Source organism: Nostoc sp. CALU 1950 (assembly GCF_051172895.1).
In the GTDB taxonomy this organism is placed as follows: domain Bacteria; phylum Cyanobacteriota; class Cyanobacteriia; order Cyanobacteriales; family Nostocaceae; genus Nostoc; species Nostoc edaphicum_A.
Window position 1 is genome coordinate 1 of record NZ_JBDNJQ010000135.1, and the last position, 24,084, is coordinate 24,084.

Genomic DNA, 24,084 nt, shown 5'->3' on the forward strand with positions numbered 1-24,084 from the left:
TTATCAAGCTAGGTTTTTAGGACTTGTGTGTACACCGTAGCCTTTTAGGAGAGAGATTTAGAGAGAGGTTTTCCAGATGCCGCTGAATTGTCAGATCCAATCCTCCCCAAGTAGGGTGATCCATTACCCGGATCTTTCTTAACATGTGTAGAAGCGATGTCTAAGAGGATGTTTGAAAAGTATTAGGCGAATAGAATTCGCTACTACACAAACCTAAACGCTTTGCGGCTTCCCGCAGGGTAGTCCACCTCCGTGGAAAGCGTGAAAAATCAAGAGTTTTTAACCCACGGAGGTGGGTTTTGTCTGTATAGCCGCGACTTCTAGTCGCCAGGGCTATTCAGGAGGCAGTTCTTGCTGGAGGAACCCACGTTTTAAAACGTGGGAGTGGGATTGTGATCGTGAACGCAATGCAAGTCGTGGCACTTTCCGCGACGCTCCTACGTCGCTAACGCTACGCTATCGATACAATTCGTCTTTTAAACTGGGCAATGACTCAGCAACTTTAGTTTTTATTCATACTTCTTTCCTCCTGCCTCCTGCCCTCTGCCTCCTGCCTTCTTTGTAATAATAATAGTTAGTTAAACGAGCAGAGATGTAGCTAAGTATGGATAACTCCCCTCAAACCAATTCTAGCTACCCTGTTGGGGGTGGTTTACCTGTGATTCAATATTGGGCAGAAAAAACTCTCTCACCACAAGGATTAAAATTATGGCAAACTCTCAATCATAAAAGTGCGTGTTTATCATGTGCTTGGGGTACGGGTGGACAAAAGGGGGGGTTTGTTAATGAAGCGGGAGAATATTTACAACGCTGTGCTAAAAGTGTAGAAGCGATCGCTGCGGAATTGCAACCAGGAATTAAACAAGATTTTTTCTCAGAAAATAGCATCAGTGAGTTACAAAAACTGACTTCTCAAGAATGCGATCGCTTGGGTAGATTAAGTTATCCTCTCATTCTCAGATCAGGTTCATCCTATTATCAACGTATAAGCTGGGAAGAAGTTTATGACATCGCTACACAAGCCTTTAATTTACCACCAGCACGAATTGCTAGTTATAGTTCTGGACGTTCATCTAATGAAGCTGCCTATTTACTACAATTATTAGTGCGATCGCTAGGTAGTAATAATCTAGCAGACTGTTCAGATTTGTGTCACGCACCCTCAACAGTGGGGTTAAAAAAAGTTTTCGGCTCAGGTACATCAATGGTCAGCTTAGAGAGCCTGGAACATAGTGATTGTATCGTTTTAATTGGTTCCAACGCACCTGCAAATCATCCCCGATTGATGAACGAATTGATAAAATTGCGGGAAAGAGGCGGTAAAGTAATTATTATTAATCCTCAAATTGAAATAGGTTTAGTTAAATTTGCATCTCCTGCATTTCCCATAAAATCTTTACTCACAGGAGGTTCAGATATATCTTCTTTATATTTACAACCAACTCCTGGAAGTGATGTCGCATTATTTGTAGGTTTACAAAAATCTCTAATTGAACAGAACTTGATTAAAACAGAATATCTTCAATCTCATGCACACGATTGGCAAAAAGTTATAGATTACGCTAATAATACATCGTGGGATGATATCACTAAGACCTGTGGTTTATCCCAAGAAGAAATCACAGCAACAGCTTATATAATTGGTAAATCAGCACGTGTAGTTTTTGCCTGGGCAATGGGAATAACTCAACATGCTAACGGTGTAGATAATGTTTTTAGTATTGCTAATACAGCATTAATTACAGGGAATGCCGGTAAAATCGGTGCTGGAACAATGCCTATTCGAGGACATTCCAATGTGCAAGGATTTGGTTCAATGGGTGTCACTATAAACTTGCGGGAAGATATCAAACAAGCATTATCTGAACTATTAGGAAAACCTCTAAATGAAGCTCCTGGCTATCATACCCGTGACTTAATAACAGCGGCAGAATTAGGAAAAATAGATACACTATTTTGTTTAGGGGGAAATTTATATGCAGCTAATCCAGACTTACAGCAAGCAAAGCAAGCATTATCGCAAATAGAAACCATTTTTTATGTATCTACTAAACCGAACTTAGGACACTTTCACGGATTAGCCAAAAAGCAAACTTTAATACTACCTGTCTTCAATCGCTTTGAAAATCCTCATAAAACAACAACTGAATCAGGTAATAACTTTGTAAGGTTAAATAATGAAGGTAAAAGTCATTTACAACCACCTGATGCTGATCTGATTTCAGAAATAGAATTAATTACAGAAATTGCCCATCGCTTGCATGGTAAAACACCAATAGATTGGCGTAAACTGCAAGATACAGTTTATGTAAGAAAATTAATTGCTAAAACCATTCCTGGCTATGAAAAAATTGGCACAATTGACCAAGAAAAACAGGAATTTATCATTGAAGGGCGGATTTTAGATGAACCTAAATTTCCTACATCTGATGGCAAAGCACAGATGTTTGTCACACCTTTACCACAATTATCGCTACCTTCTAAAGAAACATTTGGTGTGACAGAAAATCAGCCAGGAATTGTGGTAATTTTAGGAACAGGACGCAGCTATGGTCAACATAATACTGTAGTTTATCGCAATGAAGATAAATATCGAGGAATGCCCCATCGCCACTGTATTTTAATGAACTCTCTAGATGTCAAAAAAGCGGGATTCCATGAACATCAGCGAATAAAAGTTAAAGGAGATAGGGGAGAATTAGACAATATTGAAATTATTTGTGGAGCAATCCTTGAAGGTGTAGCTTTTATGTTTTATCCTGAAGCTAATATTTTATTTCAAGCAAAAATTGATCCGCAAAGTGGCACACCTGCTTATAAAAGAGTTCCGATTTGTGTTTATAGATCCCCGATATGACTTTTATCATTAAGTCTTAGATTTAAGAATTTAAAAAACGGTAGATTGCTAATTGCTCTACCGTTTTTTATGTATATTTTATGTGGTGCTCAAAAGTCAAGTGATATTTTTGCTTGCTTTCTTAGGACTTACGCAAAAATAATTGAAAAGCCTATTATTCCGTAGCGATAATTCATGAATTACCGCTACTTACGACGTATTTTGCGTAAGTCCTATTTCTATGTGAAAGTGAATTTTGAGTATTTATTTTTCCACAGGTGTTAGTTTTAAAGGATACAATAGCTCAGATCCGTTTAATTGCCAAATTCTAAATACCAATACAGCAGCTACAGTTAGCCATACACAAGAAAATGATAAAGTCATTCCCGCTACAGGATTAGTTTGCCAATAAATTGCCGTCACCACTACAGCAGATAACCAAGGGCCTAAAATAACCACAGGAACAGCAGCACCTAATCTCCGTTCTACAGTAAAAATCGTATTCCAAGTATCCCCCAAAGCCAGATGCACCACAAACAAAATTAAAGGCAGCACTAAAAACTGGTGATTCATTTGCTGCCAAACTAATACAGAAGAAATTACCCGTAAAATGGCAATTATCATCCAAACTATGGGAAATACTAAAGGTGGAGGTGACCATCTTGGTCTGATTACCTGGTCATAGGTCTGACGAGAACGGGTATTATCTAAAAGAGAAAAAATTCGTGAACGGATACTTAATAGAGCAAAAAATAATCCGGTTAATAAAGTGCTAAACCAATTGGGAAAAGAAGAATTGCTATCAATCAACATTACTATTTTTTCCATTCCCAGCAATACGAGAACCATGACTACTATTTGTAGGATAGTTCCTAGTATATAAACTAAAACTGCTCTAACATCTAGTTCTTGTGTAGTAACTATTGATGTATTTGGAGACTGTTGTTGATTAAGAGTTTTTACCCCCATCACTGCATTGACAAATTGTTCAACTATTCCACTATTATTGGATTTATTCATAATTAAGAAATTGAACGTAGCTTGTAATTAGTAGTAATAAGTCATTATATGATAGTCTAATGGTTCAAAATAATTTTTATAGTATCTTTTAATATCGGAGTTTATAAGTTGCGAATCTAATGTACAGTCTTTCGTAAGTGATATTGAGGAAAAAACGTGGAATTTCAGAAGTTATTGTATATTTTTACTCTAGTAAAGATTGCTACGTTCGCTCTGAGTGTACCTGTATTTGCTCAAATCACACAGACTCCCTCCAATTCGTCACAATCGAGTTGTCGTGCAACTAAAGTAGATACTCCAATTTTCAAAGAACCTTCAACATCATCCAACGCTATCAGAATATTGTCGGCAAAAACAAAGATTGCTTTGGCATATATACCAGTTAGTGGAGATAGATTTGTCAGAATTCAGTCTCCGACTTCAGGGTTTATTCAAACTGCTGTGCTGAAATTTTGTCAGACGAATAACAACGCTCAAAACCTGTCGAGTAAACCTACTATTGGCAGTGAATGCCGGCAACTTGTACAACCTCAAACTCTACGTCTCCAACCAAGTACCAAAGGAGCCTATATTGCAACACTTTCTCCAAACACAATAGTGTATGTGAACATGCTTACAGGTAATGTGGTTAAGTCATACAAAGCTGAAAATTTCATTTGGGTAGAAATCGACCTTGCCAGAAGTTTCCCTGGAGAGTTATCCGGTAATGGTTGGATAGCCAATACTGACTTAATAAATACTCCTGGATTAAGCAGTCTGACTTATTGTAGTTAGTAGTCAAACACCTTAAGTCTCCTCATCCTTACGGCGCCGCAAATGGTACTGGTTATAAACTAATGGGTAAACCAGCAAGACGAGAAAACCGTATTAATTTTTGGCAGGAAAAAGTTTTTGCCTACTTATCAGGTTTGTAGATAAGGGTAATTGCCAGAGCGTTGGTGCAACCCGCCGTAGGTATCGCTGTTATTGTAGACTACGTTAACGCAATATAACGCACTGTTTTTGTGAGAGCGATGCCTACGGTGGATAAAGTGCGTAGGCGTAGCCCGTCGTAGACATCGCTGATTAGGAACGTTAACCGACCAAATATGAACAACGAATTTAGCATTGAATTGCTTTTACCCCACACCAGCAATCACCTGCCCAATATCTTGAGGAGTTGCACCTGTTGCTAACATTGCCCGGATCAACAATTCAATTGATACTGAAGCATCGCCATTTTCAGCTTTAGCAATCCGAGGTTGGCTGGAACTAATCTTAGCAGCGAGTTCACTTTGAGTCATCAGTTTTTGTCGGCGCTCCTTCAAGTTTTGGCTGAGAGCTAGCTTAATCTCAACCAAGATATTTTCTTCGGCTGTTAACTCCAAAAAATCTGAAACTGTGCCAATTTTCCAGCCTTTAGATTCCAAACTTTCTCTCTTGGCTTGATCCATCATATTACTCCTCCATCTGGATTTATATCTTATCTGATATATTAATCAATTTACTTGAAAGTTATGGGCAAACTACATTGATGTTGTGTTGGTCATAGCTTCTAAATTTATGTCAGATTACTTGTTTTCTCGATTTAAAGCCAACGAATTTGAAGCCTTGCATAAGGAGTTATCTAAAGTTCTGGATATTTCACAAGGTCATCTACAAGCTCTCTATGAAGTGATGCAGCAAGAATTTGAATTAGAGGGCTATCCCAAACATAGCCTTCCCAGAAATATTTTTCACTCTCACGATGAAAGTTTTCAGAAATTCTACGAAGAAGCTTTAGTTATTGGAGTAGATATTCCAAGTCTCCTTGAAAAGAACAATAATATTTCAAACAAGAGAACAGTTGTTATTGTCGGACAAGATCCTTTAAGAAACAGTGATGAAAAAGTAGAGGAAATTGGTATTGCAACACCCTACGCTTTACACTTGAAGAATTGCCGTGAGAAGTTGCGTAATACAACGCTGTATTGTGATTTGATCAAAGTCTTACTAGATGCAGGATACCGAGTTTACCTCACAGACATTTTCAAGGTATGGGTCAGTGAGGCTAGTTGCGATCGCGGCATTGCTTTGAGCAAACAAGATCGTACTCGCTTCATTCAAGTTCTGAAGGCAGAGTTAGAAATTTTTGAACCAGTTGCGGTCATTACCTGGGGAGAAAAAGCAACTAATGCGATTAAAAGTATAAAATTAGAAGTCAAACCCCTTGAGTTTCCCCATCCTAGTGGTGCAGCAAATGGTGCTTGGTCTAAACTAATGGGTAAACCAGCAACACGAGAAAACCGGATTAATTTCTGGCAGGAAAAAGTTTTTGCCCACTTATCAGGGTTGTAGACTAGAATAGTTGCCAGTGCGTTGGTGCAACCCGCCGTAGGCATCGCTCTTCCTGTACGCTACGTTAACAAAATATAAATTTAAACAGCAAAAAATTCTTCCATGCTTATTCTTATGAGTGAAAAACTCCAAACCGACAAAGACAAGCTAGAGGAAAGCACTAGTATAAAGATAAATGATGAAACAGAAAACGAAAAAGTTCTATGTTCTCATTGTCAACGCACTGCTACGAATGGTATTAAATGTAAAGGTATTTGTGTGGCTGATAATGACTATTAATGTATAAAGTTTATCGCTATTTGTTCTTGTAGACTATGTATAAAGCACCATTTTTATGAAAGCGATGCCTACGGTGGATAAAGTGCGATCGCTGAGTTTCAAACAGGGTATAGCAACAAATCTGATGCATTACACAACCCAACGATTTTGGCAATGCTATGATGCTGTTAACCTGAAATCAGTAAATAAACAAATCTAGTTATGCTCTACAAAATTCCACTACTACTTACACCTCAGCCAGAAGGTGGGTTTACGGTAACTTCTCCGCTTTTACCAGAACTGATAACTGAGGGTAACTCTGTGGACGAAGTTTTAGTGAATGCTAGAGATGCATTTGAAGCGGTTCTTGAAGTGTATGAAGATTTAGGTAAAGAGCTTCCTCACAACCTACAATCTGTAGACCAAAACTCACCAGCCTTGATAGAAACAATTATCTCTACCAAATGAACTATAGAGAAGTTGCCAAGAAATTATCTAGGCTTGGATGTGAAGAAATTCCCAGACGTGGTGGAGGTTCGCATAGGAAGTGGTTTAATCCAATTACGCAGAAAGCAACTGTACTTCCTGACTGGAGTGGCCGCGATCTAAAACTAGGAACATTACGAGCAGCTATAAAACAACTAGGAATTGAGTGGTCTGACTTTGAAGAGACATAACCAATCATTGTATCTGCTGTGAGCAGGGGATTGTATAATTGCCCTCATTACAAAAAATCGATAGCATGAGGTATAACTAATGTTATACCAATCTATGAAAACAGCCATTTCCATTCCCGATCCTCTCTTTAAAGCTGCTTTGGTAGAATTTTAAGATGAGTTCTAATCCTCAACAAAGTTTGAGAAATCGAATTAATAATCAAATTATAGATCATCCTTTTACAGACTATTGGGATATTTTTATTCTTAAACATCAACATCCAATTAATATTACCTTACACATTCTCGGAATATTCTTTTTTTACAGTTTACTCTTTTATACTTGGAAATTGCAAAACTTTTGGTTGCTCTTGGGCTTACCGTTAACTCAATTGTTGGGATTAACCGGACATTTTTTATTTGAGCGTAGCCATATTGATTTACAAGATGCTGTTTTTTCTTGGCGGGCTTCTTATTGTTTAGGTAAAATGTTATTTAGAATTTTGACGGGTAAATATCGAGATGATATTTGCCAACGGCAAGAAATATTAAATAATTATCTATCAAACAATTATGCAAATATTCAATAATTGGAATGTAATTGCTCAGGGTTGGTATATTGCCTGTCCTAGTCATGAAATACCCAAAAAAACAGCAAAATCTGTAGAAGTATGCGGTCATAAAATTGCCATTTTTAGAGGCGAAGATGGGCAAGTACGGGCTTTAGATGCTTATTGCCCTCATTTAGGGACAGATTTAGGAATTGGGAAGGTTGATGGTAATTGGATTCGTTGTACATTTCACCATTGGGCATTTGATGAAACAGGGCTTTGTCAAAATATTCCCTGTCAATCAGAAATTCCTACTCAAGCTAAGTTACAAGCTTATGCAACAGAGGAAAAGTATGGATTTATCTGGATTTATCCAGATGCTAAAGCACCAGAGGGAGTGGCTGATTTTGATGAATTGAAGGGAAAAGAAATTGTTGCACAAGCCGATATTGCATTTGCAAGAAGTTGCCATCATCATATTTGTATGATGAATGGGATTGATGCTCAACATTTAAAAACAATTCATCATTTAGATATCAAAATGGATTTGTCGCTACATCGCAGTGAATTAGGGACGCAAATCGACTTTACAATGCGGGGGCAATTTCCCAAAACTACATTTCGAGAAAAGTTAGGTCAAAGATTTCTTGGTTCTACATATCAGTATTCAATGCGTTATGCTCATGGTTGCATTGGTTTGTTAACAATGATGAAGGATGTAAGGCTTTTTCCGCCATTGTTTATGATATATGCTTATACTCCCATTGCACCTGGAAGAACGAGAATTCAACCGATTTATGTAACTGAAAAACGTAAAGGTATTGTGGGATATTTACTGAGTCATTTTTTGCTATTCTGTACGCGCTTGGCTTACTATATGCTCAGAGATGAAGATGGCAAAATTTACGATAATATTCGCTTTAATCCGAAGTTGCTCCTTAGTATTGATCAGCCATTAGCTGAATATATGGAGTATGTAAATCAGCTAAAACCGTCTCGATGGTCAAAAAACAGGGGTGTAGAATAATACATTTGGTTAGGTACAGCGTAACTTAACAGAAACTTTGGTAATCTTGGGTTTCCTAATTCTTTGTAAAGTGGGCAATTTCTATCAAACCTTATGAGAAGGCGCAAGATGTGAATATGAGATTGTAGCGTAGATAACCATTTTGTAATCTGTCACATTACACCGTAAATTTACCAAATTGGTCGATAAAGTTTTAAATAAATACATCTTACCAATCGATTTTAGGTAATTTCCGAGTAATGAAGAGTTTGCTGATTCCTGTTCAAAAGTTGCAATCGAGCGATCGCACTGCCATGTATGCGTTGCTGCAAAATCACTTTCAAGGTATAACCTGGGATGGTTTTGAAATTGATCTAGAGCGCAAAAACTGGGTTTTGTTGTTAAGAGATGAGACATCCAACGCACTCAAAGGATTTTCAACTTTGATGTTATGCCAAAAGACTTTTTTGGGAGAAAAAATTAGTGTAGTGTATTCAGGCGACACTATTGTTGATCCTAGTGCTTGGTCGAGTACAACATTACCACGTAGTTGGATCGCCGCCATCAACTTTCTGCGTCAAAATTATGCAGAAAATAAACTTTACTGGCTGCTAATTTGCTCTGGTTTTCGCACTTATCGTTTTCTCCCTACTTTTTGGCAAGATTTCTACCCCCGTTATGATGTTACAACACCTGCCGATGTTAAGCATCTAATGGAGAATTTGGCACAGGAATATTATGGTAGCTTATATCAAGAAGCAAGTGGTATTGTCCGGTTTCCGCATCCCCAAATTTTACGGGAAGGGTTGATTGAAATTCCATCAGGACGACAAACTAATCCTCATATCCAGTTTTTCGAGGAAAAAAACTCTGGCTATCGGTTAGGTGATGAATTGGTTTGTTTAACTGAAATTAATTATGACAATCTCACTCGTTCTGGACAACGGATGTGGAAGTCAGAATCATCATTGAAATTTGTGCAAGATTGTGTTCTTGTTTAACTTTTATGCCATCTACCAACCCACACTTAAACTTTAATAATCCAACACAATTTATAGAGGGATGGTACTGGACATTACCATCAAAAAAATTAAAGCTTGGCAAGGTAAAAGCTATAACTTTGCTAGGTAGAAATCTGGCAATTTATCGGGGAGTTAGTGATCAGGTAGTAGCAATAGATGCTTATTGTCCACACATGGGCGCTCATTTAGCAGAAGGTAAGGTAGAAGGTGATGGAATTCGCTGCTTTTTTCATAATTGGAAGTATGACAGTCGCGGAATTTGTGTAGATGTTCCTTCTCTCGGAAAACCGCTACCTGTGTGTATTAAAACTTGGCATACGGCAGAAAAATACGGCATGATTTGGGTTTGGGTGGGTGAAGAAAAGCCAAGTTCGCTGCCTTTTATACCAGAATTAGAACATGCAGATTGTGATTATATATTGGGGACTAAATTTGTCAAAAACTGCCATCCCAATGTCTTACTAATTAATGCAATTGATGCTCACCACTTCAATACAGTACACAATTTGCCTTTAGAAATTGTATTTGATTCTCAAAACCTCAACTCTAACGCTATTACCTTCAGTAACACTACACGCGGAGGGGATGATTCCTGGTTAATTCGCCTGATTCGTCCTCTATATCGCAATGAAGTTACTTATAGTATGTGTTACTGGTATGGTAGCACTGGCACTGTGACGCTAGGCCCGGATTTTCTGCACTTCTACATTATATTTACACTGCGAATGATAGAAGCTGGTAAAACTGAAGGGCAAACAATTCTTGTCACTCCCAAGCGTCCGGGATTTTGGGGATGGGTTTTAAATCGTGGTTTGTTATGGTTAACTCAGCAGGTTGGTAATTACTTCGCAAAAGGGGATACACAGGTATTTCAAACAATTCAGTTTGATTTAAAGACTCCCACTAAAGCAGATCAGTCTATTCTGGAATTTATTCAGCATGTTAATCAACAAAAAGCTTTAAGCTGGGGAACTTGGGACACTGTTAATTATCCAAATATTCAAACTTTATCAACACCTAATACTAATTCGCTATGAAAATACAATTAATTATTAAACGAACCGCCAAGTGCGCCAAGTACGCCAAGAGAGAGAAAGAGTAATTATTAAGCGCAAACTTACGGATAATTAGTATGATCCTTAATTCACTTTAATTGAATATAGAAAATGGATAAATATAATATTGTTGGTTTTGACCTACCATACGCAGATTCTGATAAACGTTTGCGACGGATATTAACAGCAGCATTACCTAATCAGAATAATTATGCTAATTACCCGCGATTAAATTATTGGGATGCTGAATTTTTCAATTTACATCAAGTCAAAATTTTTCAACAGTCTAATATTAATGAACAATCTACTATTCTAGAATTTGCCAACCGTAGCCTGTTAGAAGAATCATATTTCATTGAGAAAGCAGGCGTTGGCTATATGGCAAAAATGGTACTGTTAGCAGAAACAGTTGAAGAACGAATGCTTTATGCATTGTTTACGGCTGATGAAGCTACCCACCTTCACCAAATTAGCCATTTTTTACCAGCAATGGAAGTAACTAATATGGATGATCCGTTTTTGCGCTTACTATCAGAAGTGGTTGAAAGTGCGGATAAAACAGTTTTGTTGTTTGTGTTGCAAGTCGTTTTAGAAGGATGGGGTTTAAGTCATTATCGGCGTTTAGCGAAGGAATGCCGCTATCCAGTTTTAGCAGAACTTTTTTCCAGCTTTTTACAATCTGAATCCCGTCATCACGCCACGGGAACCACCTTGTTTAATCAAATTACTGTTTCAGCATTCAGTCAAACAACAATTCTCGATGTGTTGGCACAGTTTTTGTTTATGGTACAGGTGGGGCCACAAAGCTTACTCGCAGCAATTGAACAAGTGAAAGGACATCTGACGCGATCGCAAAAAATCCAAATTTTAGAAGAACTAGATACAGAAACTCATAGCGGAACCCGATTACAAATATTGCGATCGCTCATGGGGGGAAAATCAGCCCAGTCTATCCTGCAAAATTTAGAAGAACGCGGAGCCTTTGAACCACTCCCCGCCCATCAATGTGTGTAATAAATATCAATCTTATCTCTGCGTGAAATAAAAACGGATATGGAAAAAACTATTCATCGTAAATTACAAATTAACCACACCCGCAACAAACAGCAAGATCATACTGCTTTAATGGATGAAGCTGTAACCAAGTTTCGCTATGAGGATTGTCAAAACGAGTATTGGAACCCAGAGGAATTTTCCTTGCTATATGGTACACCTTTATGGGAACAGTCCAGCCAACATCAGCGGATAATTTTAAACCAACTTTACTGGGTAGCTTACTACTCACAAATTGTTTCTGCGGAAATTGCAACTATCTTTTTCAATCAAACCAGTGCAGCCGGGCTTTACGCCCAAGAAGATTTTCGCTTAATCTGCGATACATTAGACTTGGAATCCGCCCAAGAGCGATCGCACATTAACGCCTTCCGCACAATTGCCAAACAGGTTGAACAAGCGTTATTTGGGGAACTTATCTTTACCTACCCCATGCGCGGCCCCTTTACGGAAACGATGGTTTATGCTGACACCAATGCCCTAAAAACTTGGTGGAAAAAAATTCAACTTCAATACTTTGGGCTGATTTCTGCGAATAATACTTTTTTGGCTTGTCAGTATTTTACAGTCCGGGGGGTACGGACACTAAACGGCAAGTTAGTACAGCACAAACTCAGCAATTATTATCAAAAACATTCGCATCCTGAAGCTGCTCCAATCCCTGCGAAAGTCTCCTATTATCACTTCATGGATGAAAGTTTTCACTTCAATAGTTCGACAATTATATCTCACGATGTTATCACTTGCCTTAAGCCACCGACTGCTTTTGAGCGACTGGTTGCTAATTTAGGATTGCTGGGATGTCAGCGCGATCATTTTCACTTTTCTGCTGCAATTAACGGTATTTTTTGGTACGATCCGGCGCTGTATAGTAAGATTTATCGGGTGTTGCGATCGCCTATTTTTGAGATGAGTGACAAGGATGCTAAAGAAATGATGCGGCGTTGTTTTACCGAGGAGTCGGAAGGATTACAGCGCAGTTTTTCAACTCATCAAGAGGCCATGAAATCTTATAAGGTGTATGTTGAAAAACTCGATTATCTTTGGCAACGTAATCGGGATATGTCATTGATGGCTACTAATTCAATTTCTCGATATTTGGCGACTCAAAAAAGGGCTTTTCAAGGTTTTGAACAGCAAGAGGATTTGTTTATATCTCACGCAGAGGTGCAGAGGCACAGAGAGGAATGGAAGAGTGTTGTTTAGGTAAAATGCTTGCGTATTATGGCTGAATTATGTAAGATATCCTTTCCGAGAAGTGATTTTATCCCTATCACTCTGGAATGTCATCAAAATTTATCTGAACATCTCACAATTCAGAATTCACCTGTTTTGTTTGGTTGTCGGACTGGTATTTGTGGAACTTGTTTGGTTGAGGTTCTTGGTGATATTCCTCCTCCTCAACCTGATGAACAGGAAATACTGGAGACATTAGCACTCAAAAATCCCAATGCACGATTAGCCTGCCAGCTAGACCTAACAGCTAATATCGCAATTCAGACATTAGAAAAGTAAATTTGCTTAATACTCCAATGTTTTTATACATCTTACCCATCACCAAGGCTATTGCTCTATTAAAACTGAACTGATGATTTATCAGCATCTTGGAAATTAGCCTTTTGATGATTTGAATTGCGAAAATTTGCACTTCCTAGAGAACCTATAAATATAGCCTTATCAAGAGCGGCTTCTTCAAAGCTAGTGTCGTTAGTATAAGAATAGCAATTGTCAAATTCTGCTTCCTTGAGATTAGAACGGCGGAAATTTGTATCCTGGAGCATTGATCTAAAAAATTTTGCCTTTCTAAGAAGGACATTCTCAAAAATAGCACTTGCAAGATTAACCTCTCGAAAAATTACTCCACTCATATCTGTTCTTCTATTTTTTCCACTGAAATTAGTACATTTGAGACTAGCTTCTTCAAAACTCGCTCCTTTAAGATAAGCATCACCAAAATCAGCCATATCAAGAATAGTCATCAGACCTAGTTTACGAAAAACAGCGCCCTCTAGATCAGCATTTCTAAAATTGGCTCCGCCAATATCTGCCCCGCTAAAAATAGTATTCTTTAAGCTAGAACCTTCAAAATCAGCATCGGTTAATATTGCTTCACTGAAATCAACTCCATCGAATTTTTGCCCCCTACCTCCACCCATATTTATCTGATGTACTCGCTTCCATTTTTCATCAAGCTTAGTAGTGTCGTCGATTATAGCATCTCTTAAATTTGTATGTTTGAGTTCAGCTTGACTCAGGTTAGCACCTTGTAATTCAGCTTTTACAAGAACGGCAAGCTTAAGCTTTGCACGATTGAGTTTTGCATACTTGAGACTGGCATATTTGAGATTGGCACTGGTTAGGTCTGAATCCTGTAAATCTGTTTTTTCTAAATAAGATTCATTCAGTAAAGCATTGTTTAACTTGGATTTATTTAATCTTGCTCCTTTAAGAACTGATCTTGTAAAATTTGCTCCTTGTAAATTTGCACTTGAAAGATTTGCATTTTCTAAATTAACGCCTGAAATTTTAGCTCCTCTCAAATCAGCGTTACTGAGTTTAGCCTTTTTCAGATCCGCACCTCTAATGTCACAAAAGCTAAGGTCTATAACTATATCTCTCGGATCTTGCTTGTTATTACGTCTACAAATTACTGTTAATGCTGCCTGAATGTCAGTTGTTACTGAAATTGACTGCTCTGTTCTAATTTTTTTCAAAATTGATTGATATGTAGATTCTCCTGACTGATTATCATCTACTTCAGGTTCTGGTTTAAATACTGATTTTCCTTTCAGTGATTGATCTCTAATATAAGATGTGAGAACTTCTATTACTGTCCAGTGTTCTTCTGGAGAACTCCGAGCGATTTGTTCGAGTGCAAAAATTCCACCCACTCTAACTCCTAATTCATTACTGCCAAGCTGATCGACGGCCTTAGCAAATCTTTCGGTTATCTGTTTTTTTTCTGAAGCTACTAGATTGAGCCATGCTGTATATGCAGTTACGAGAAAAAGCAAGCCACTAACTAATTGAAATACAGAACTGTTAAACGTGTTCTGTAAAGTAAGAATATCACGCTTCATCGCAATATAGTCTTTAGGCTCAATCGGTTTATTCTGATTGACTTTGATTGAGTCTATTTGTTGTACAAAGGATTCAAGCTGATGTTTTTGACTGAACCAATAGCCTGCGCCCACAACAATAGACACCACAATAAGTCCCAGAGGAACAATATCTTTTAACTTAGGCATATTTACTTGCTTTCAGAATAAGGTTAATAGCAAATTCTATTTGATAAAACAGCTAACTGAGAGTGATATGGAATAATTATTTAGACTGACTGTTTCAGTTTGATATCCTGATTCAGAGAATTTGTCAGCATAACACATCTGTATCATAAATCGGACGGCAAACTTTAGGATTACTTTATGCTAAACCTGTATCCTTATCTAGAAATGATCGCTCGCTCCCACCCACCATGCAATTTGCAGATTTCTGGTACATTGTCGCACTCAGCGAACAGCTACAACCTAACAAAGTATTATCACGCACCGTTTTAGGAGAATGGTTAGCGATATTTCGCGGTGAAGATGGACAACCTGTAGCTTTGCGCGTAGGCGTAGCCCGTCGTAGACATCGCTTCATTTACTCGCTAGCAATAGTTTTCTAACTCCCCTGGTGCAATTACTAAAATTCCCGCGCTGACAAATCCAGACGCATCACGAGTTATGATCGCATCAACCCCATGTGTTATTCCACAAGCACACTGCACCGCATCCTCAAAATCTTGAAAATTAAGTGCAATTGCTCGTTCCAAAATTCCTCTATCAACTGCACAAATATGTAAATCTGTCAAAATTTGTGCAATTGCATCTTGAGCAGCGATTGCACCCGCTGCTTTGCGGACAATATAATAGATGTTAGTAATTGTTGTTGCTGCAATAAACCCCTCGATTTCACCAGCATCAATTTTTGCAAACAGTTTTGCCGCATCCTCTACAAAAGGTTCTCGCTCTTGTAAAAAATCAAGCACAACATTTGTATCAATTAAAACTCGCATTATTTATATTTTTCAGTCAGATAGTTAACATAATCTACTTCAACATCTTCACTTGATATTTCTGTACCTTTTGCAATCCCTCGCAGTCGAGACAAGTTACCCTTTTTCAATTCAGAACTAGTTTCTCGCTGTAGCGACTCCAAAAGGATCTGCACTAGTGTCCAGCGATCGCTAATTGGTAACTCTAATACCTGCTTTTGCAATTGTTGTAATGTCACGATCATTTTCCCATCTCAGGCTATCTCACCTTTAATTGTAAATTAGCTCTTTTGGAATTCGATAGATACAGCAATGCAGTTCTACTCAAGACATTGCCATAATTTAAATACGATCGCTCCCACCCACCATGCAATTTGCAGATTTTTGGTACATTGTCGCACTCAGCGAACAGTTACAACCTAACAAGGTATTATCACGCACCGTTTTAGGAGAATGGTTAGCGATATTTCGCGGTGAAGATGGACAACCCGTAGCTTTGCGCGATCGCTGTTTACACCGCAATAGCCGTCTATCATCAGGTAAAATATGTAACGGTGCTTTACAATGTCCCTATCATGGTTGGGTATATGACGCGGTTGGAAACGTGATTGCTGTTCCAGCCGAAGGAGATGATTTCAAACCTTCGCCACAGCGTCGAGCCAAGTGTTACGCTACCAAAGAACAGGATGGCTATGTTTATGTGCGGTTAGCCGATACCCCAAGTATTGATTTTGAACCCTTTTCTATGCCTCACTACGGACAAACAGGATGGGAGACGGTGCGGGTAATTAACCGTTTTGCTAACAATGTGACTAATTGTGCGGAGAACTTTATTGATATTCCCCATACGGCTTTTGTTCATCCTGGTGTTTTCCGTACTTCCCGCCAACAAAAGTTAGAGATGACTGTTGAACGCTGTCATGGTTCGGTTTTGGTGGAGTATCGCAACGAAAACAGCAATTTGGGATGGTACAGCCGTTTTCTGAATTTGCAGAATGCAGAGATTAAACATAGCGATCGCTTTTATATGCCCAATATTACCTCTGTAGAGTATAAGATGGCACATAATCGCCATTTGTTCATTACTAGTCAATCTATTCCAGAAACCGATAATTCAACTCTGGTTTACACCGATGTCACCTATAACTATGGTATTTGGAATAAATTAGCACGTCCTTTTGTGCGGTGGACTGCTCAACACATTATCCGCCAAGACGTGGAAATTTTGGATATTCAGGGGGAAGCGATCGCTAAATACGGGACACAATTTTATAATACGCCTGCGGATACAATTCATATATTTGTCGAGTCAATTATGGCAGCTATATCTCGTGGAGAAGATCCGCGTTTATTGCCAAATCAATCAGTAAAAGTTACATTTTGGGTTTGAAAATAATTCGTAATTCGTAATTCGTAATTCGTAATTATTCAGTGTGAGCAATTAAAAGTGGAAATAGATAATTTTGCACAACTACTAATTTTCGGTTCTTTTATCGGATTAGTTGGTTGGACTATTACCAATCAGGTTGGACGAACTCAACTCAAAGTTAAAAGTCGTGAAGATTGGTTGCTAGATGGTACAGGATTAACGATTCAAGGAATTTTGATTCCCTTACTACAAGCTACTTTAGTTTATTGGTTTTATCAATATTTACTACCCACTCAACAAGGATATTTAAAAGTATCAGTAGTTGCGGCTTTTCTTATCAGTTTTGTTGTAGTTGATTATTTATATTATTGGAATCATCGTTTATTACATACTAAATTGTTGTGGAAGGTTCATCAAGTCCATCATACTGTTACTCAGATGGATGTATTAGGAACTTCTCGCAACACACTTTGGACAAGTTTGTTAATTATTTATTTATGGATACACACTTTATTTTTATATTTGTTAGCAGATCCAACAGGTTATTTACTTGGAGTAAGTCTAACTTCTGCCTTAGATTTATGGCGGCATAGCAGCTTGCTAATTCCTGAAAGTATCTGGCTTTATAAATTTTTATCTCCTTGGTTAATCTTACCACAGGATCATGCTTGGCATCATTGCCGCGAAATCCACAATTATAACTATGGGGCTAATCTGAAAATTTGGGATAAGTTACATGGAACATATTATGAAAGCAAAAAAATGCCGTCTATAATCGGAATTCCTAGCTCATTAAACTTGTTACAAAAACTTTTATTCCCATTTTCATGACAGTTCTAAGTAAAATTCTTTCGTTTTTTCCCGCCTTTATATTATTGCTAACTGGGGCAGCAATAGTCTACCTCGCCTATTCACCCAACATCTTCAGCATTCTGGCGGTGTTCCTTTCTATTTATGGGCTACCAGTGCTAGTTTACCGCTTGCATGAATGGGTTTATCCTGTGCGCGAGGGTGTTAGTTATCTACAAGGTGAAGAATATAGTCCCTGGTGGGGTAGTCATCAAATCCAGGTAATTTATATTGCAATCCCGGTGTTGGAAGCAGTGCTGCGATTGATTCCGGGGGTGTTTTCGTGTTGGTTGCGATTGTGGGGTGCTAAAGTGGGGCGAGATGTATACTGGACAACAAGATTGGAGATTGCCGATCGCAGTTTATTAGAAATTGGCGATCGCGTCGTTATCGGGCATGGTGTCGGTATCTATTCTCACATCATTAAACCCCGCAAGCAAAATTTAATGTTGTATGTTAAAAAAGTCCAGATTGGCAGCAATGTTTTTGTGGGAGCCGGATCTAATCTTGCTGCCGGTGTAGTCGTTGCTGATGGTTCTTATTTACCAGCAGCTACCAAGCTTTATCCTAATCAAAAGGTGCAATAATGCGTCCGATTATTCAGCTTTTTGGGCAAATCCTAGCACCAACTGCGAAGCGATTTCATCAAGCTTTGGATAACCCAGAGTTAATGCAGACATCTGTACAGAAGGAAATTTGCGATCGCCTAATCAAAAGTGAGTATGGTAAAACTTTGGGGATTCATTCTGTAGATGATTGGCAGCGTGTACCAATCGTAGATTATGATGCACTCGAACCCTGCTTAAATCAAAAACAGCAGCAAATTTCCCTCACGCCAGAACGCATTTTGTTCTATGAAAAAACCTCTGGTAGTAGTGGGGCGGTAAAATGGATTCCTTATACTCAATCTTTGCGGCGATCGTTTAATCAAATGTTTTGTGTATGGGCGCATGATTTGATTGTACATGGGCCGAAATTTTCTACAGGCAAGCTTTATGCTTGTATCTCGCCGCAATTAAATGTAGCTGATAGCCAAAGTTTACAGGATGATTTAGATTACTTAGATGGCTGGTTACGTTGGTTTTTGCGTCCTTGGCTGGTGATGCCAAATAAACTTAATTGGCTGCATGACGCGAACTTATTTAAACATCAACTGGCTTTGGCATTATTAGAGGCTGAAAAACTAGAAATTATTTCTATTTGGAGTCCTAGTTTTCTGCAAGTACATTTAAAATATATTCAAGAAAATCAGGATTTATTGCGAGAAGAATTACACAACCGGATTTCACATCATCGGCTGCAATTTCTCAGCGAAAGTAATATTCCCTGGATGCAACTCTGGCCAAATTTGAAGCTGATTTCCTGCTGGGATAGCGCCAATGCAGCAGATCAAGCTCAGGGATTAAGATTAAAATTTCCAGATGCATTAATTCAAGGTAAAGGACTACTAGCAACGGAAGCCCCAATGACGATTCCGTTGATTGTAGCTGGGGGATGTGTGCCAGTTCTCGATGAAGTGTTTTTCGAGTTTGAGGATGATACTGGTTCCCTGCATGGTTTACATGAACTCAACATTGGCAAGGAATACACGATTATTTTATCGCAGAAAGGCGGATTGTATCGTTATCGAATTGGCGATCGCATCCGGGTAACTCATTACTATCGCCACACTCCCTGTTTAGAGTTTCTTGGACGACATCAAGCCGTTAGCGATTTAGTGGGCGAAAAGTTGCAAGAAACTTTTGTAAATAATGCTCTGACTCTCTTGAACTTGCAAGAAACTAATTTTAAAACTTTGATGCCCATTGCCGAGCCTCCACACTATATTCTATTATTAGATTCAGCAAAAGAAAGTCCGGAAATGATTGCTGAACAACTTGATCGGGCTTTATCAGAATCATATCATTACAAGAGAGCGCGATCGCTCGATCAACTTGCACCACCAGAGGTTTTAATCTCTAGTCAAATTCCGGAAGTGTTAGTTTCTCATCGTATCCGCACTGGCAGTATTTGGGGAGGTATTAAGCATCCAATTCTGGCAACATCACCCATTAGCACTGAACTTTTACAAGAATTGAACTCCGGATTAGAGATTGCCGACTAGCTATTTTTGAAGCGCTTGCTGAAAAGTCTTGATGGCATCAACATGATTTACCATATAGGAATCCGGTTTGATTACTGAAATCACTTGCGTAGGTAGGCACTAGGCAATAGGATTTCAGAAGATTAAGGTGTACCGAATTTTTTTCAAAAATCAAATATGAGTCCTATATTAATGCAACGTAATAACAAATCCAGATCGATTCCTTAAACGAGAGAGGCTTTGAATTGTTCCCCCTTCCCGCCTTCGGGAAGGGGGTTAGGGGGTTAGGGGGTTAGGGGGTTAGGTCTATTTGAACCTGTACCTCACCGACTTGAAAATGGCTATAACTTCTTTTTGGAAGCAGGGCGTTTACCTACTGCCAATCCCCATCATAATAGCCAAGGATGAAAGAATGACTGGAGACTGGTATTTTTACTCAGCACTCTCAAGTCAGAGAGCAGTTTTTGCTGGAGGAAAACTGCCCTCTGCTGTAAGTATTGCGATCGCTTGTATCAACTTTTATTGAGGCACTTTACCGGGTTTCAAATTTCTAGCTTTGTAGAACATTTCTAAACTATTGCGATCGCCTACAAAACGCCAGTGCCAAGGCTCATAACTCACACGTTGAGCATTATCTTTCGGAAAAGATATTTCAAAGCTGAAACGCGCTGCATTTGCTTGCAGCCACCGATACGCCTTAGTATTTTCAAAGTTGGTTTGGAGATTAGTTGCTGGTACTGATCCATCTCCAACATCTACAGCATAACCTGTGTGATGTTCGCTATGACCAGGAGGAGCGCTGAGGGCAGCTCGTTCTATTGGCCTTTGATTTCGCTGGGCACCGACACCAAAAAACAACGGCTCCTGGTCTTTGACCGAGCGAAAGCCAGAAATTGGTACTAAAATCACACCTGCACTCCGCGCTGCTGCTACCATCTCCTCAAACTTTTGGGCAGCAGATTTTCGCATTCTAATGCCCCTATTTGCGGAGATGGTTACTAGTTCTGATTCAGGGGCTTCTGGGTATGCCAGATGCCCTAACAGAGTATTGACATTATCAGATTCTGTAGTTGGTGTAGGTGTAGAACTAGTGGGCGAGGCTTGAGAATCGGCGGTTTTTTTGGGTGCAGTAACGAAAAACAAAAAACCGCTAATTAAAGCCAGCAAGACAAATCCCGCAACTCCCCCAATCAGAATAATTCGGGGTTGCAACCAAATTTTAGGTGTTGCAACAGGGGTATCGCGTACAGCCACTGGAATATCATCACCAAGGTCATTCGATGAGTTTTGCGGTCTTCCAGAAAACCCTGCCTTATTCAAGGGTAAACTCCTGTTTTTGTGGGACAGCCATAACAGATTTTGCACTGGACAAAAGTAGAACTAACAGGTAGCATTTTACATCTGTGGTTTTTAGGCGCAATCTTGACAAACCTTTTAGAACTATACGTCAAGCTAGGAGGATTAGTCCTGGTAGGTTTCATTCTGGGACGCAAACTACCTGTGACAGTTCCTACACGTTTGGGACAGTTCCTCTTTTGGGTGGGAGTACCCATAAGCATAGTATCGTTTTTGCGTCAATCCAGTTTATCAGGGCAAATTTGGATTGCACCTGCCTTCGCTTACCTAGCTATTTTACTAGGAGCATTTTTAGCTTGGTTAGGGATTAAAGCACAAGCCTATTTTAGAAAGACTGTCCCCCAACAATCGACTCAGGCTAGCTTGATCCTAGCGGCAACGCTGGGTAATACAGGTTATCTTGGCTTTCCCATCACCTTAGCAATACTAGGCAAAGAATACTTTGCTTGGGCATTATTTTACGATTTGTTAGGTTCATTCCCCGGAACTTATGGCTTGGGTGTTTTGCTAGCAGCCCGTTTTGGCGGCGATGTCCAAAATCATTGGCAGACTGCTAGGGCGATCTTAATTAATCCTGCCCTATGGAGTTTCGGATTTGGCTTGCTGGTTCAAGAAATGACAATTCCCACGGTAGTAGAATTCTGCTTGGAGAAATTGGCTTGGATTAGTGTAGCTTTATCTCTGGTGTTAATCGGAATGCGACTAGGGCTGCTCAAATCTTGGCGTAGCCTACCACAAGCCGGGATGAGCTTGGGAATCAAAATGCTGCTAGTTCCCTTGATATTGGGCAGCATATTACCACTGTTTGGATTAACTGGTTCCACAGCCAAGGTAATTCTCTTACAAATGGCCATGCCTCCAGCTTTCGGCACACTGGTAATTGCTGAGACATTCAATCTCGATCGCGATCTGGCAGTTACGGCGTTAGCTGCTGGGGCTATAGTATTGCTGGTTACTCTGCCAATTTGGCTGTGGCTATTTTGATTTTAGATTTATGCTATGCATCCTGTACTGGATGCTGCCCATAATATGGCAAAGCCTCTGACCAATTAGGAAATTTGCCTTCTTGCCAATCGAGATTAGCTAGTTCTAAAATACTTGTCACCGTCGCTGCTAACCCAGATTGAGCTTGAATCAAATGATAATTAGTGTTCCAATTCGCTAATGTTTCCTGCCATGCTTCTGGTGTCAACACTCTATCTGATAAACACACTTTTAGTTTAGAAGTATCTGGCTCAAACTGATAAATAGCAGCAAAAATTTGACCTCGTTGAGCTGGCATTTCCACAGCAATAGTTTTTAGATTTTGACTTTTTCTGGCTTCTGACCAAGCTACCGCAGCCAAAGTTGAAATCGCAAATACAGGAATATCTAACTGTTGCCCTAAAGTCCGAGCCGTAACAACGCCAATTCGAGTTCCTGTAAAGCCGCCAGGGCCTTTTGCCACGGCGATAAATGACAAATCTGCCCAAGTTTGCGGTTTGACAAATTCAATTAAATATTGATGTATTAGGCTAGATAAATCACGCCCCAAATTCCAAACTTGACAGCGAGTATCGCCTGCAAAATTACTAATTGTTAGCCCTAATTCGGGAGTGGTAGTGTGCAGTGATAAAGCGTATTTTGTGGTTGTGAGGTGTTTTAGTTGTGTGGTCAAAGTTAATTAAAATATTTATTTTTTAGAGTTGACTTGATTTCTCTATTCAACCACATCATAGTTCTGAGTTTTCACTTTGTTTTCATCCCCTTGTAACTGGAACAAGCCTCTAGCCTGGGAAACCATCCTGGAAGGGCTGCCGCATCCAGTAGCTTGAATTGAGGCAGCAGGAAATACATTCCCAGCCTCCAGGCTGGGAACGAGACAACACAAGCCTTTGGGCTTTTCTTACTGCCATTCAGCTTAGAGGTTGTTTGAAAAGTCTAAATTATTACTTGCCTCTGCGACTAGAAGTCGCGGCTACACATACAAAACCCGCCTATGCGGGTTATAAAACTTAATTTTCTACTAGTCCACGCAGGTAGAGTTAGCCTGTGTAGTAGCAAATTATATTCGCTCAAAACTTTTCAAATATCCTCTTAGGCGTAGTCCGTCGTAGACATTCCTCTATTAATAATAGTGTTTGGTTCATGATTTGAAGGGGCTGAAACCCCTATTATTACGTTTGTTTTCAAAAGTTTGTGGTTTACTGGTTATAGTCAAATAGGTGTTTTTGAGCGCTATTGATAGCCATGTTTATCTTCAATCAAAAATATTTTTACTTCACAGTTGCATTATTTTTAATAGAGGTATGTATTGCTGTTTTTGTAAATGATAGTTTTATCCGTCCTTTCATTGGTGATGTTTTAGTAGTTATACTAATTTATTGCTTTGTCAGAGCCTTTTTCAAGATCCACTCATCCATCGTCGCTTTATCAGTTTTTGCATTTTCTTGTACTATCGAAATACTTCAATATTTTAATTTTGTAAATAATTTAGGATTGCAAAAATATAAGATTCTGGCTGTTGCCTTGGGAAGTGTATTTGATTGGAAGGATATCATTGCTTATGCAATAGGTACTATAACAAAAGTGTTGAATGTTAAGAAAAATCCGATAAAAACAGCCCAAAATATGTTAAA

At 39.0% G+C, this 24,084-nt stretch carries 28 protein-coding genes; 21 read left to right on the top strand and 7 right to left on the bottom strand.

Annotated features, from left to right (window positions below; translation table 11 throughout):
* The first annotated feature begins 604 nt into the window (after nucleotides 1–604).
* Entirely contained in the window at nucleotides 605–2,857 is a 2,253-nt protein-coding gene (locus ABF638_RS27920; protein WP_435026138.1) for an FdhF/YdeP family oxidoreductase, read from the top strand.
* 243 nt (nucleotides 2,858–3,100) lie between these two features.
* Here ABF638_RS27920 and ABF638_RS27925 read toward each other — a convergent pair whose 3' ends face one another.
* Nucleotides 3,101–3,856 (bottom strand): TspO/MBR family protein, encoded by a 756-nt coding sequence (locus ABF638_RS27925; protein ID WP_435026139.1) that lies wholly within the window; start codon nucleotides 3,854–3,856, stop codon nucleotides 3,101–3,103.
* Nucleotides 3,857–4,012: 156 nt separating this feature from the next.
* Between ABF638_RS27925 and ABF638_RS27930 the strand changes: the two genes are divergently transcribed.
* Nucleotides 4,013–4,630: a hypothetical protein gene (locus ABF638_RS27930; protein WP_435026140.1), complete on the top strand. Its 618-nt coding sequence runs from the start codon at nucleotides 4,013–4,015 to the stop codon at nucleotides 4,628–4,630.
* 344 nt (nucleotides 4,631–4,974) lie between these two features.
* On the opposite strand, the gene ABF638_RS27935 is transcribed toward ABF638_RS27930, so the two are convergent.
* On the bottom strand, nucleotides 4,975–5,289 hold the full coding sequence (locus tag ABF638_RS27935; RefSeq protein ID WP_435026164.1) for a helix-turn-helix domain-containing protein: 315 nt from the start codon (nucleotides 5,287–5,289) through the stop codon (nucleotides 4,975–4,977).
* A 109-nt stretch (nucleotides 5,290–5,398) separates the two neighbouring features.
* On the opposite strand from ABF638_RS27935, the gene ABF638_RS27940 reads away from it, so the two are divergent.
* The 11 genes from ABF638_RS27940 (at nucleotide 5,399) to ABF638_RS27990 (ending at nucleotide 13,288) form a co-directional block, all read left to right on the top strand.
* Nucleotides 5,399–6,172 carry a uracil-DNA glycosylase gene (locus tag ABF638_RS27940; RefSeq protein ID WP_435026141.1) on the top strand — a complete coding sequence of 258 codons (774 nt, stop codon included), beginning with the start codon at nucleotides 5,399–5,401 and terminating at the stop codon, nucleotides 6,170–6,172.
* A gap of 334 nt (nucleotides 6,173–6,506) precedes the next feature.
* On the top strand, nucleotides 6,507–6,650 hold the full coding sequence (locus tag ABF638_RS27945; protein ID WP_435026143.1) for a hypothetical protein: 144 nt from the start codon (nucleotides 6,507–6,509) through the stop codon (nucleotides 6,648–6,650).
* A 2-nt stretch (nucleotides 6,651–6,652) separates the two neighbouring features.
* Complete coding sequence (locus ABF638_RS27950; protein ID WP_094352872.1) at nucleotides 6,653–6,898, top strand: type II toxin-antitoxin system HicB family antitoxin; 246 nt, start codon at nucleotides 6,653–6,655, stop codon at nucleotides 6,896–6,898.
* A complete protein-coding gene (locus tag ABF638_RS27955; protein WP_292783493.1) occupies nucleotides 6,895–7,107 on the top strand; it encodes a type II toxin-antitoxin system HicA family toxin in 213 nt (70 codons plus the stop codon). Before ABF638_RS27950 ends, ABF638_RS27955 begins: the two co-directional genes overlap by 4 nt.
* A gap of 155 nt (nucleotides 7,108–7,262) precedes the next feature.
* On the top strand, nucleotides 7,263–7,676 hold the full coding sequence (locus tag ABF638_RS27960; RefSeq protein ID WP_435026144.1) for an Mpo1-like protein: 414 nt from the start codon (nucleotides 7,263–7,265) through the stop codon (nucleotides 7,674–7,676).
* On the top strand, nucleotides 7,660–8,664 hold the full coding sequence (locus ABF638_RS27965; protein ID WP_435026145.1) for a Rieske 2Fe-2S domain-containing protein: 1,005 nt from the start codon (nucleotides 7,660–7,662) through the stop codon (nucleotides 8,662–8,664). The genes ABF638_RS27960 and ABF638_RS27965 overlap by 17 nt, the downstream gene beginning before the upstream one ends.
* A gap of 239 nt (nucleotides 8,665–8,903) precedes the next feature.
* On the top strand, nucleotides 8,904–9,644 hold the full coding sequence (locus tag ABF638_RS27970; RefSeq protein WP_435026146.1) for a hypothetical protein: 741 nt from the start codon (nucleotides 8,904–8,906) through the stop codon (nucleotides 9,642–9,644).
* Between the two features lie 5 nt (nucleotides 9,645–9,649).
* Nucleotides 9,650–10,702, top strand: coding sequence for a Rieske 2Fe-2S domain-containing protein (locus ABF638_RS27975; protein ID WP_435026147.1), 1,053 nt, complete (start codon nucleotides 9,650–9,652; stop codon nucleotides 10,700–10,702).
* A 129-nt stretch (nucleotides 10,703–10,831) separates the two neighbouring features.
* Nucleotides 10,832–11,734, top strand: a complete 903-nt coding sequence (locus tag ABF638_RS27980) for a ferritin-like domain-containing protein (RefSeq protein ID WP_435026148.1) — start codon at nucleotides 10,832–10,834, stop codon at nucleotides 11,732–11,734.
* A gap of 39 nt (nucleotides 11,735–11,773) precedes the next feature.
* Nucleotides 11,774–12,979 (top strand): P-aminobenzoate N-oxygenase AurF, encoded by a 1,206-nt coding sequence (locus tag ABF638_RS27985; RefSeq protein WP_435026149.1) that lies wholly within the window; start codon nucleotides 11,774–11,776, stop codon nucleotides 12,977–12,979.
* An 18-nt stretch (nucleotides 12,980–12,997) separates the two neighbouring features.
* Nucleotides 12,998–13,288 (top strand): 2Fe-2S iron-sulfur cluster-binding protein, encoded by a 291-nt coding sequence (locus ABF638_RS27990; RefSeq protein ID WP_435026150.1) that lies wholly within the window; start codon nucleotides 12,998–13,000, stop codon nucleotides 13,286–13,288.
* Nucleotides 13,289–13,347: 59 nt separating this feature from the next.
* Here the strand turns inward: ABF638_RS27990 and ABF638_RS27995 are convergent, their stop codons facing one another.
* The gene (locus ABF638_RS27995; RefSeq protein WP_435026151.1) at nucleotides 13,348–15,021 is read right to left on the bottom strand and encodes a pentapeptide repeat-containing protein; all 1,674 of its coding nucleotides are present in this window, start codon (nucleotides 15,019–15,021) and stop codon (nucleotides 13,348–13,350) included.
* Between the two features lie 227 nt (nucleotides 15,022–15,248).
* On the opposite strand from ABF638_RS27995, the gene ABF638_RS28000 reads away from it, so the two are divergent.
* The gene (locus ABF638_RS28000) at nucleotides 15,249–15,440 is read left to right on the top strand and encodes a Rieske (2Fe-2S) protein (RefSeq protein WP_435026152.1); all 192 of its coding nucleotides are present in this window, start codon (nucleotides 15,249–15,251) and stop codon (nucleotides 15,438–15,440) included.
* On the opposite strand, the gene ABF638_RS28005 is transcribed toward ABF638_RS28000, so the two are convergent.
* Together ABF638_RS28005 and ABF638_RS28010 are read right to left on the bottom strand one after the other, a co-directional pair.
* Nucleotides 15,423–15,830: a type II toxin-antitoxin system VapC family toxin gene (locus ABF638_RS28005; protein ID WP_435026153.1), complete on the bottom strand. Its 408-nt coding sequence runs from the start codon at nucleotides 15,828–15,830 to the stop codon at nucleotides 15,423–15,425. The genes ABF638_RS28000 and ABF638_RS28005 overlap by 18 nt on opposite strands.
* The gene (locus tag ABF638_RS28010; protein WP_435026154.1) at nucleotides 15,830–16,054 is read right to left on the bottom strand and encodes a hypothetical protein; all 225 of its coding nucleotides are present in this window, start codon (nucleotides 16,052–16,054) and stop codon (nucleotides 15,830–15,832) included. The genes ABF638_RS28005 and ABF638_RS28010 overlap by 1 nt, the downstream gene beginning before the upstream one ends.
* Before the next feature lie 122 nt (nucleotides 16,055–16,176).
* On the opposite strand from ABF638_RS28010, the gene ABF638_RS28015 reads away from it, so the two are divergent.
* The 5 genes from ABF638_RS28015 to ABF638_RS28035 all read left to right on the top strand — a co-directional run bounded on the left by ABF638_RS28015 (nucleotide 16,177) and on the right by ABF638_RS28035 (nucleotide 20,636).
* Entirely contained in the window at nucleotides 16,177–17,199 is a 1,023-nt protein-coding gene (locus ABF638_RS28015) for a Rieske 2Fe-2S domain-containing protein (protein WP_435026155.1), read from the top strand.
* A gap of 57 nt (nucleotides 17,200–17,256) precedes the next feature.
* Complete coding sequence (locus ABF638_RS28020; RefSeq protein WP_435026156.1) at nucleotides 17,257–18,009, top strand: sterol desaturase family protein; 753 nt, start codon at nucleotides 17,257–17,259, stop codon at nucleotides 18,007–18,009.
* On the top strand, nucleotides 18,006–18,614 hold the full coding sequence (locus tag ABF638_RS28025) for an acyltransferase (RefSeq protein WP_435026157.1): 609 nt from the start codon (nucleotides 18,006–18,008) through the stop codon (nucleotides 18,612–18,614). Before ABF638_RS28020 ends, ABF638_RS28025 begins: the two co-directional genes overlap by 4 nt.
* Nucleotides 18,614–20,131, top strand: coding sequence for a GH3 family domain-containing protein (locus ABF638_RS28030; RefSeq protein ID WP_435026158.1), 1,518 nt, complete (start codon nucleotides 18,614–18,616; stop codon nucleotides 20,129–20,131). Before ABF638_RS28025 ends, ABF638_RS28030 begins: the two co-directional genes overlap by 1 nt.
* Nucleotides 20,132–20,447: 316 nt before the next feature.
* Nucleotides 20,448–20,636 (top strand): hypothetical protein, encoded by a 189-nt coding sequence (locus ABF638_RS28035; RefSeq protein ID WP_435026159.1) that lies wholly within the window; start codon nucleotides 20,448–20,450, stop codon nucleotides 20,634–20,636.
* Here ABF638_RS28035 and ABF638_RS28040 read toward each other — a convergent pair.
* Nucleotides 20,630–21,430, bottom strand: a complete 801-nt coding sequence (locus ABF638_RS28040; RefSeq protein WP_435026160.1) for a M15 family metallopeptidase — start codon at nucleotides 21,428–21,430, stop codon at nucleotides 20,630–20,632. The genes ABF638_RS28035 and ABF638_RS28040 overlap by 7 nt on opposite strands.
* A 102-nt stretch (nucleotides 21,431–21,532) precedes the next feature.
* Between ABF638_RS28040 and ABF638_RS28045 the strand changes: the two genes are divergently transcribed.
* Nucleotides 21,533–22,450 carry an AEC family transporter gene (locus ABF638_RS28045; RefSeq protein ID WP_435026165.1) on the top strand — a complete coding sequence of 306 codons (918 nt, stop codon included), beginning with the start codon at nucleotides 21,533–21,535 and terminating at the stop codon, nucleotides 22,448–22,450.
* A gap of 13 nt (nucleotides 22,451–22,463) precedes the next feature.
* Here the strand turns inward: ABF638_RS28045 and tsaB are convergent, their stop codons facing one another.
* On the bottom strand, nucleotides 22,464–23,123 hold the full coding sequence (gene tsaB, locus ABF638_RS28050; RefSeq protein WP_435026161.1) for a tRNA (adenosine(37)-N6)-threonylcarbamoyltransferase complex dimerization subunit type 1 TsaB: 660 nt from the start codon (nucleotides 23,121–23,123) through the stop codon (nucleotides 22,464–22,466).
* Between the two features lie 572 nt (nucleotides 23,124–23,695).
* On the opposite strand from tsaB, the gene ABF638_RS28055 reads away from it, so the two are divergent.
* Nucleotides 23,696–24,084, top strand: a 389-nt coding sequence (locus ABF638_RS28055) for a DUF2809 domain-containing protein (protein ID WP_435026162.1), incomplete at its 3' end; no start/stop codon positions are given.